We start from the raw sequence: 9,520 nt of genomic DNA, 5'->3' as shown, positions 1-9,520 counted from the left end.
CACCGCCGTGAGCCGGAGCGGCCAGACCACCGCCGACATGGCGAACGGTCCGGTGCAGCGCATCCTGCCCTTCCCGAGCACGGTCGAACTGCTTGAGTCGCTCGGATCCCACAACAACAACAACTGTGTAGCCTGCTGACCCGGGGGGTCCGCTGACGGAACTTCCGCAGGGTGGCAGGAAGGAGCAACGCAATGACCGCAACAACGTCTGTTCTCCGCCGGTGCCGCAAGCTCGCGGCTGCCGGAGCGCTCATGGTCCCGCTGGGAGCGTGCTTCAACTACTCGACGGTATCGCTCGAGACGTTGGCGCCCGACCAGACCGCCCGCTTTACGCTGGACCAGGAGGGCTTCGGGCGGGTCGTCAACGAGGCGGCCGTCGGTGGCTTTCCCGTGCAATCCATGAATCTCTCCAACAACCGCGTCAGCGGGCGTGTGTCCGAGGTAGGGGAGGAGGGCCCTACCATCCAGTTGCGAGGCGCGGGGGGATCGCTGTTCACGACGCAGTTGGCCCGTGGCTCAATCCAGGAGGTTGCCGTGCGCGAGTTCGACCGCAACAACACCCTGCTCGCCACGGGCGGGATCGTGGTAATCGTCGGCGCAATGCTCCAGGGAAGGACAACCGGGGGAGCTGCCGGCCAACCTCAGCCCCCCGAAACGGAGAACATGATCGGCCTGCGTCTTTTTTCGATCGCGGTCCCGTAGGCGCCGGACCGCGTAGCCATTGGCTGCGGGCTCTGAAGTGGTTTGGCGGAATTCAGGTTCTGACGGTACTTCCGCGATTGGGAATTTGGCGCCCCTTGCGCGTCACGCGAAGGACGTCCATTCTGATCGGGTTGCACCCGGTTTCCGGGCAGGGTTGTGTGTGCCTTGCGCACACCGGCTCAGGCGCCGGTCGTTCCGGGAGGGGGCGGAGGGGACTGAAAACGGTGGCGGGAAGCCACCCCAAAGAAGGAGAGTGTTATGCGAGTCATCCGGCTACTAACCCTCACTCTGCTGTTGGGGGCCACGTCGTGGTCGTTCGCGGAAGCCCAGGTGCCCGCGAACAGCGACGTGAACGCCCCGGCGGTGGACAGGGCCGCCAGATCCCTTGGCGACGCCCTGGGAATCCGCGTGACGGAGGCCACTCCGCTCGTGGGTTCGCTGACCGGACTGGTGACCGACGCCGGGTCCGGTCGTCCGCTGTCCGCGGCCCAGGTGTTCATCGAGGGCACCGGCCTCGGCGGCCTCACCAACGCCTCGGGACGCTACCTCATCATCAACGTGCCCGCCGGCACCCACACGCTGCGGGTCGAGCTCATCGGCTACACGAGCGCGTCGCAGGAGGTGAACGTCGCCGACGACCAGGCGACCACTGTGGACTTCGGCCTCGATGAAGAAGTCATCGACTTCGACGAGATCGTCGTCACCGGGACGGCGGGTCAGGCGCGTCGCCGCGAGGTCGGAAACGCCATCGAGCAGATCAACATCGCCGAAGTTGCGGAGCCTGTTAACGATGTCGGCCAGCTTCTGCAGGCGCGCGTGGCAGGCGCCCGCATCCAGTTCAGTTCCGGGAACTCCGGTTCCGGCGCCGACATCCGTCTGCGCGGCAACGTGAGCACGGCGCTCAGCAACCAGCCCCTCATCTACATCGACGGGATGCGCGCCAAGAGCGAGCCGACCTCCAGCCAGAACGGCGCCGAGGATCCCTACAGCCCGCTCAACGACCTCAATCCCGACGACATCGACCGGATCGAGGTCATCAAGGGCCCCGCGGCCACGACGCTCTACGGCAGCGAGGCGGCCGCCGGCGTGATCCAGATCTTCACCAAGTCGGGTGGCCAGGGCGCGCCCCAGTGGACCGCCGAAGTCCAGCAGGGCGTGTCGTACTTCCGTCCGTTCGGAACGAGCGAAGTGCCCCACATGTACCTGGATCCGGTCTTCCGCAACGGCCACCGGCAGCGCTACTCGATGCAGGTTCGCGGCGGTTCCGGCGATCTCGGCTACTTCGTGTCGGCTGCCTGGAACGACAACCTCGGAGCGGTAGAGACGGACAGCGAATCCAAGCTCAATCTGCGCGCCAACACCACATTCCGTCCGCACGAGGACGTGCTCATCCAGTTCAACAACACGCTGGCCCGCACGGATCTCCAGCAGGCCCAGATGGGGAACTCGGTCACCTCCATCATGATGACCGCCATTCGCGGGCCCAAGAGCTACATGCCCGGCTTTTCCCAGACGGGACGCGACCCGGAGACCCTGCGCCTCCTGCTTACCGAGGAGTACAAGAACCAGATCACGCGCGCGGTGAGCGGCCTGACGGTAACCTACACACCGGGAGCGGACTTCACGCACCGCCTGACGCTCGGATACGACTTCTCGCAGGATGACCACTTCAACGACCAGCAGCACTGCTGGCTGTGCCCCATCGGTCGCTACGGCGACTTCTCCGACTACATCTATGAGGGTGAGCAGCGGCGCGGCATGTCGCAGAACACCGTCCGCAGCTTCGACTACGTCGGCACCCTCGGCTTCGGCATCACCGACAACATCCGCAACACCCTGTCGTTCGGTGCCCAGGGCGTCGAGAACGACATCGAGAACAGCGAGTATGTGGTCCGCCACTTCCCGGCGACGGGTGATTTCACACTATCGACGGGCTTCCTGCGCCAGAGCGTCGGTCACAACCGCTTGCGGATCGTAAGCGGCGGCTTCTTCATGCAGGACCAGATCGGCTTCGACGACAAGTACTTCCTGACCCTCGGAGCGCGGGTGGACGGCAACAGCGCGTTCGGTGAGAGCGTGGGATTCGGTCTGGGCCTCGAGGACTTCCGCTTCGACTTCTACCCGAAAGTCAGCGCCTCCTACGTGATTTCGGATGAAGACTTCTGGCCTGAGGCGTTCGGTCAGGTAAAGCTCCGTGGCGCCTACGGTCTCGCCGGGCGTGCTCCGGGGGCGTTCGACAAGGTGCGGACCTGGAGCCAGGTCGGTTACAACTATACCGAGCCTGCCTATTGGCCCGCCAACCGGGGCAACGACGAGCTCGGTCCCGAGCGCACGGTCGAGTACGAGGTCGGCCTGGACGGCTCGTGGCTCGAAGGTCGCTTCAGCGCCGAGGTGACCTACTACCATCAGACCACCAGAGACGCTCTCTTCAACGTCGCTTCGCCCGACAGCGAAGGGAACTGGAGGTCGCAGCTCGAGAACGTGGGCGAGTTCGAGAACAAGGGGATCGAGATCCAGACCAACACGACGCTGCTGGACACGCGTTCGCTCCGTTGGGATCTCGGCCTCGGGCTTGCCACCAACCACAGCAAGGTCCTCGATCTCGGCGACGCGGCGCCTTTCGGCGTCGGCGAGTATGGATGGATCAGAACGGACTGCGGCGCGAACGGGGACGAGGGATGCCCGGTGCCGGTCATCTACGCCCGGCGCGTGATGAACGCGAACGACCTTGCGGACCCGATCTACTCGAGCGGTCGTGAGATATACGGTCCCGCCAACCCGCCCTACATGTTCACGGGAAGCACCTCATTCGATCTTCCCGGAGGGCTGACTCTGTCCGCGCGTGGCGAGTACCTGCGCGGCGGCTGGATCTCCAACTACTTCGAAGCCGGCGGCACCGGCCGCGCCATTTCCCATCCGAAGTGCTACGACGCCTACCGCAAGATTGATTCCAATTGGGTCCCGGGCGAATACGGAAGGAACGACGGCCCGCCGCGCCCGGATGTCCGCCCCGCCGACATGTACGCGTGGGAGTTGGCGCAGTGCTTTGGCATGGCTCGCTATGAATACGCCAACTCCGAGTCCGATTTCGCGGAGTTGCGTGACGTCACGTTGTCCATCCCGGTCTCAAACCTGCTGCCATCTCTGACTTCCTGGGCCAGCCGCGCCGATCTCGTGATTTCCGGGCGCAACCTCGCCTTCTGGACGCACGCGAACCTGATCACGGGACACCCCGAGCAGAACGAGAACAGTCCCTGGACGACTGCCTCCGGTGAGTTCAGGCACGACCTGGTCAAGGGAATCGACGAGACGCTTCCCCCGGTTTCCTACTTCACCGTCTCGCTCAGAGCGATCTTCTAGAGACATTGGCAACCAAGGAGAATCAAGATATGACTTCAAGATTCCTAGCAAAGAAGCTGGCTGCGGTTGGCGTCGTTGCCGGGATCCTCGGACTGGCGGGTTGTGACCTCGAGGTCACCAACCCGGGACCGGTTCTGAGTGAGACCATCGCAGCCACCGGTGCCCACCTGGGCCTTGTTAACGGTGTCCGCCTCGGGGTTCAGGGAGGCTTCGGCCAATACGCATTGCTCGGAGGCGCCATCACTCACGACCTCATGGCCAGCGGCCACACCGGGTCGGCGGGCGTCCGCAACGAGGAGGAAGTTGCCCTCCTCAACGACCTTTACGACGGCCGCGGAAGCTGGGGCTCGCTCCATCGAGCTCGATGGATCGCGGAAGAGGCCATTCGTTCCTGGCCGGACAACCCGGATATTGACGCATCAACCTATGATCGTCTGGCAGAGGTATACCTCCTCGCCGGTTTGGCCAACCGCTATCTGGGCGAGAATGCATGCTCCGCGGTATTCGATGGCGGTGCTCCGGAGCCCAAGCTGGCCTACTTCGACCGTGCCATCGAACAGTTCTCGTCCGCTGCCCAGATCGCCCAGGCGAACATGGAAATCGACGAGATCCAGACGGCTGCCATCGGTGCCCGGGCCGCCGCGCGCCTCTTCAAGGGCGACTGGGCGGGTGCGCTCTCCGACGCCCAGCAGGTTCCCATGGCGTTCGATTACCAGACCGAGTTTTCCGGAGATGGGGGCGAGTACTTCAACACGTACGGCCACGTGATGTCCACGGGCTTCCAGTCTCTGTCCTACTGGGGAACCCCGGCGGGGGAACATTTCCTGCTGACCGGCGACTCCCGGGTGGCCTTCGGTTACGACAACGGATCCCGCGAGGCTGACGGCGGTGAAGCCAAGCGTGCGCAAACCCACCCGCCGCGCACGACATGGACTTCTCTGGTTCCGATGTACTATCCCTTGAAGGGAATCGCACCACGGAAGGGCGCGAGGGATTTCTACATCTTCCAGCCCAGTCGGTCAGCCCAGCGAACGCTTCAGGTTTCGTTGGTCGACGGACGTGAGATGGAGTTGGTGGCTGCGGAAGCTCAGTTGCGTATGGGCAATTGGCAGGCGGCCTTGACCCACATCAACAACATCAGGACCTCGGTGGAGATTTATCCCATCGACATGACCGACAAGCAGCAGTTCGACCTCAAACTCCATTCGGAGGAGCAGACCTCCTGGAACAACAACCCCAAGCTGGCCGAGTATTTCAACCAGGACAGCTACACCCTCCAGGACTTCTCCGCCGGCGGCATGATGCCTCCTGTCGAGGCCATGAGCGCCGAGGAGGTCTGGACCGCGCTCAAGTTCGAGAGGTTGATCGAGTTGACGCTCGAGGGTCGGCGCTTCGGCGACCGCTGGCGCTGGCGGGCCAATTCGGAACCTCCCGCACCGTCATCCGGCCCTGGTGGGGAAGACACGCCCGGCGAGTATAATGATCTTGAGTTCATTCCCACCGCCCTGGCGCAATCGTTCAATGTACCCGAGGAGCCGCTGATGCTCTGCTTCCCGCTGCCCAAGGCGGAGAACGACACCAACCATAACATCCCCGAGGGGTATGCCGACTGGGTGGAGTCGCCGGGTTATCAGCCGCGTCCCATGTAGGGTTGGCGTGACGCAGGACCTTGGCTGAAGCGTGGTCTCCGAGTTGGCGAGACTGACGCAAACCGCCACGGACACGGGGGAGGTCGCACGAGGTTGCGGCCTCCCCCGTGGTCGTCGGTGAAGCCATGATTGCTTGAATGTCGCAACGCCGCCCGATAGGGTAGTGGGGATGAATACGCGGCGGATGAACCTGGGAGTGGCGATGCTGTTGGTCGCGACAGGTGCGTGCGCGGACATCGTTCCCACCACCTCCGTCGAGATCCCGCCGGAACCGGGGGAACTTCAGGAAGTGCCTCCACCGCCGGGTTTTGAAGGACCCATTCCGCACGCAATTCGCATTGGGTTGTCCGGAACACTGGACAACACCGGCTATGCGCTGGGGCACCTCCCCCCAGAGGCGGGAGAGGCGGACCGCATCCCGCTGCTCTGGATGGCTTGCCACGTCCGCGAGAACGACGACGCGGAGTACGTGAAAATCGATCCGGTGGAAGACTCGGTGCTCCCGTGCGGGCTCCAACCACACGGTGACCACCTCGACGCGGTTATCTTCGCGACCCCGTGGTGGGAGGCTTTGATCGTCGTCAACGTCCCCTGAGCCTATCGACCTCCGCTCGCGCGCGAGGGTTGCCACTCACCAGGATCCCGACCGCGGAGCCCTTGCGAAACGACCGCTGATCCAGCGGGTATCAGGGCTGACCTGACAACAACCCGCGGGGAGGGTATCCCGGTGAACGTTTTATCGATTCGGTTTCTGGTCGTCGCCTTGACGTTGGTTGCGGGCACGACGGCGGCACACGCCCAGCAGGGTGGTTCGATCGTGGGCGCGGTAGTTGACGACTTTACCCTGGAACCCATCTCAGGCGCCATCGTCACGGTGGTAAGCCACGAGCTCTCGGACGTCACCAACGTGGATGGGCATTTTTCCCTGCGCGACGTGCCGCCTGGCAGCATATCCGTCAGGGTGGAGCAGCTCGGCTATATCGCGCTCGTGGGCGAAGTGGAGGTCCGGTCCGACAACGTGACCTTCGCGCAGTTTCCGCTTTCTCCCATCGCCTTCCTGCTGGACGAGTTGCGCGTCGTCGCGGACAGACCCGAAGACGACGTGGAAGACGGCGGAAGCTACACTGAGATCGTGCCCGACGAGTCGGACTCGGCGCGCAACGCACTCGAACTACTCACCGCCCGGGTGCCTTCCCTCACCGTACGCGCCGATGTCGCCGGATCCGCCGCGCGGAGCGAAATCCGCATTCGTGGCAACGCCTCCGTCTCCCAAAGCAACGTGCCCTCGATCTACGTCGACGGAGCGAGAGCCGACGTCCAGTACCTGGAGGATCTTTCCGCCAGCGAGATCCGGAGGATTCGCGTTCTTCGAGGTCCCTCCGCCGCTTCACTCTATCCCGACGCAGCCAACGGCGTCATCGTGGTCGAGACCTGGAGGGCGGGTCGTTAGAGGGAACGGGGTTCGTCCTTCGGCTCGCGTGAGCCGTTGCATCGGCGGAGTGCTGCTCCTCGCGGCAGCGTGCGCGGATAGCAGTTCGACCACGTCGGTCGAAGTTCCGGTAGAGGCCGGTGAACTTCACGCAGTACCTCCGCCGCCCGGCTTCGAAGGACCCGTTCAGAACGCGCTTCGAATCGCGTTTTACGGACAATTGGACAATACCGGCTTCGCGCTCGCCCATCTGCCGCCGGAGGCCGGCCAGGAGGTGGACCGCGTCCCCCCGCTCTGGATCGCTTGCCATGTCCGCGAGAGCGACAGCGCGGACTACATGAGGATCGATCCGGTGGAAGACTCGCCGGTCCCGTGCGGGTTTCTGCCACACGACAATCACGTCGACGCCGTGATTTCGGCAACTCCGTGGTGGATGGCACTCATCGTCGTCAACGTCCCGTAGCCTGCGCCGGGCAGACTCAGCGCAGAGTCCGGAAAAGACGATCCGAAAGGGTCAACAGCAACGGCGTACCCACCGTCATCGTCAGCAGCCCCGCGAGACGGAGGGAATCGCTCTTGTACCCCGGGTCTTCGGCGCGCATCACCATCACGTATCCCGCGGTGGTCGAGATCAGTCCGGCCATGGCGGCGGGAAGGTAGCGGCCGCGCGACAACTGCGTGGCTCCGGCCCTGGACGATGCAAATCCCCCGATGGTCCCGGGAAGGTTGAGCGCGACGATGCCCGTCGAGATCGTCGCCAGGTCACCGCACTGGCTCGTGTACCGCCGGCCATGCGTCGTCGGCTCACTCGCCACGCACTGCTTCAGAGCCAGATACCCGAGCCCTACGCCCGCAGCGTTTGCGAGAATCGTGCTGCCCAGGACCTTCGCCCACGGGTGCGACGCCTCTTCCAGCGACCAATCGTAGGCGCCCAGGGAAGGGCCAAAGAGGCTGTTCTCTCGCCGGAAGCTGGTGTCGCGGGACTCGATCAGGAGCGCGCCGCCGGAAGCCCGATTGCCGAAACGGGTCACCGCTTCGAGAGGCGAGAGCACCTCCACCCGGTCGATGTCGCTCAGGTCGAGACTCGAGTAGATCAGCCCGGGGTCGCCCACCGGGACGCCGTCCAGGTAGACCGACACTTCGTCACATTCACCCACTCCGCTGCCCCGATACTCGACGCACAGGTAGTCGCCCGGCCGACCGCCGCCGCGCACCCGGATGCCGGGCATCCCTCCGCGCAGCAGATCGCCGAGGTGCTGGCCGCCCCGCGCCGCCAGTTCGATCTCCTCCCTGGGGATCTCGTTGATGTCGAATCCGGAGGTAAGGCGGCGGCGTTCGACCTCGCTGAGCGCTTCGACCACCAGAGGCTGGAACTCTATGGCGCGTTGCGACATGTGCGCGTTCACCCGCAGGTCCCTGCCGGGCTCCACGGCCACATGCTGCGCGTACTCCCCATAGGCGATGTGCTCCATCACCACGACCCGCTCGCCCACGGGGACATCCATGATGTGGAAGGTTCCAACGGGCCCGGAAATATCCTGCAGAACCCCATCCGCGGTCGTAATGCGAACCACCACTCCAACGACCGGCTGGAACGTATCCTGGTCCAGAATGCGGCCGAAAACGGTGCCCGTCTCCTGGGCATCAAGGGCCCCGGCAAGTAGCAGCGGGAGGAGCGCGAGCGCGCCCGGGAGGCCCCTGGGGGGTAGTTTCACTTCAATCCTCACCTGTCTCGACGGCAGAATCGCCCCTTGTCAATCTACGGAGGCCCTCCATCGCTCAACAGATGTGGCCATTGCCTGCTCCGAGGAATTCGTCCACCCATTCGGAGGGAGGCCGACCACCGATTCCGGGCCAAGTCGTCCGGTAGAGCAGCCGTAGCCCGACCGCCCACCCGCGCGTATGGCTCAGTCCTGGCCCCCGCCGGTCAGGAGCCCCTTGATGAACGCCACGTCTTCGCCGGTCCTGGCGACCCTCGCCTCCAGGAGTTCGATGCGCGCGCCGTGGGCGTCGATCTTCGCATCCATGTGCCCCTTGAACGCGGCGAGATCCTCCCGGAGACCTCCGATCGCCTCTCGGTTCCCGGCGATCCTCTCTCGGTTCCCGGCGATCCCCGCTCGGTTCTCCGCGATCTCGGCACCCAACTCCCTGCGCACCGTTCGGATTTCGGTGCGGATGCCGGCGTGGGCCTCGCGGTTCTCCTTCCGCATGGCGCTCGACACGCGCCACCCGAAGGCCATCGCGGTGACCACGGCCGCCAGGACCGTGCCCATAGCCATGTAGAGCTGCCACATCTCGTCCATCGTCCTTCTCTCTCTTGCTCGGGTCGCGGTCGCGGGGAGATGAAGGGTCGCGCGCGAGCCTGGGCGATGGAATGACG

The 9,520-nt window shown here is 64.5% G+C and carries 8 protein-coding genes; 6 read left to right on the top strand and 2 right to left on the bottom strand.

All coding sequences use genetic code 11. The features are described 5' to 3' along the window. The first annotated feature begins 192 nt into the window (after positions 1–192). The 6 genes from OXT71_10890 (at position 193) to OXT71_10865 (ending at position 7,603) form a co-directional block, all read left to right on the top strand. On the top strand, positions 193–702 hold the full coding sequence (locus OXT71_10890; GenBank protein ID MDE2926891.1) for a hypothetical protein: 510 nt from the start codon (positions 193–195) through the stop codon (positions 700–702). Between the two features lie 258 nt (positions 703–960). After that, positions 961–4,062, top strand: a complete 3,102-nt coding sequence (locus OXT71_10885) for a TonB-dependent receptor (GenBank protein MDE2926890.1) — start codon at positions 961–963, stop codon at positions 4,060–4,062. A gap of 29 nt (positions 4,063–4,091) precedes the next feature. Then, a complete protein-coding gene (locus OXT71_10880) occupies positions 4,092–5,711 on the top strand; it encodes a RagB/SusD family nutrient uptake outer membrane protein (protein MDE2926889.1) in 1,620 nt (539 codons plus the stop codon). Positions 5,712–5,880: 169 nt separating this feature from the next. Continuing rightward, the gene (locus OXT71_10875; GenBank protein ID MDE2926888.1) at positions 5,881–6,306 is read left to right on the top strand and encodes a hypothetical protein; all 426 of its coding nucleotides are present in this window, start codon (positions 5,881–5,883) and stop codon (positions 6,304–6,306) included. Between the two features lie 132 nt (positions 6,307–6,438). Beyond that, positions 6,439–7,161: a carboxypeptidase regulatory-like domain-containing protein gene (locus tag OXT71_10870; protein MDE2926887.1), complete on the top strand. Its 723-nt coding sequence runs from the start codon at positions 6,439–6,441 to the stop codon at positions 7,159–7,161. 199 nt (positions 7,162–7,360) lie between these two features. Further along, complete coding sequence (locus OXT71_10865; protein ID MDE2926886.1) at positions 7,361–7,603, top strand: hypothetical protein; 243 nt, start codon at positions 7,361–7,363, stop codon at positions 7,601–7,603. 16 nt (positions 7,604–7,619) lie between these two features. Here the strand turns inward: OXT71_10865 and OXT71_10860 are convergent, their stop codons facing one another. After that, entirely contained in the window at positions 7,620–8,855 is a 1,236-nt protein-coding gene (locus OXT71_10860) for a TonB-dependent receptor plug domain-containing protein (protein ID MDE2926885.1), read from the bottom strand. 192 nt (positions 8,856–9,047) lie between these two features. After that, positions 9,048–9,520 (bottom strand): hypothetical protein (locus OXT71_10855; protein MDE2926884.1); only part of this gene is annotated, 473 nt, incomplete at its 5' end.

It is taken from the genome of Acidobacteriota bacterium, assembly GCA_028874215.1.
Lineage (GTDB): Bacteria > Acidobacteriota > UBA6911 > RPQK01 > JAJDTT01 > JAJDTT01.
The sequence above is the reverse complement of the archived record's forward strand: the minus strand, read 5'-3'. Positions and strand labels throughout refer to the sequence as shown.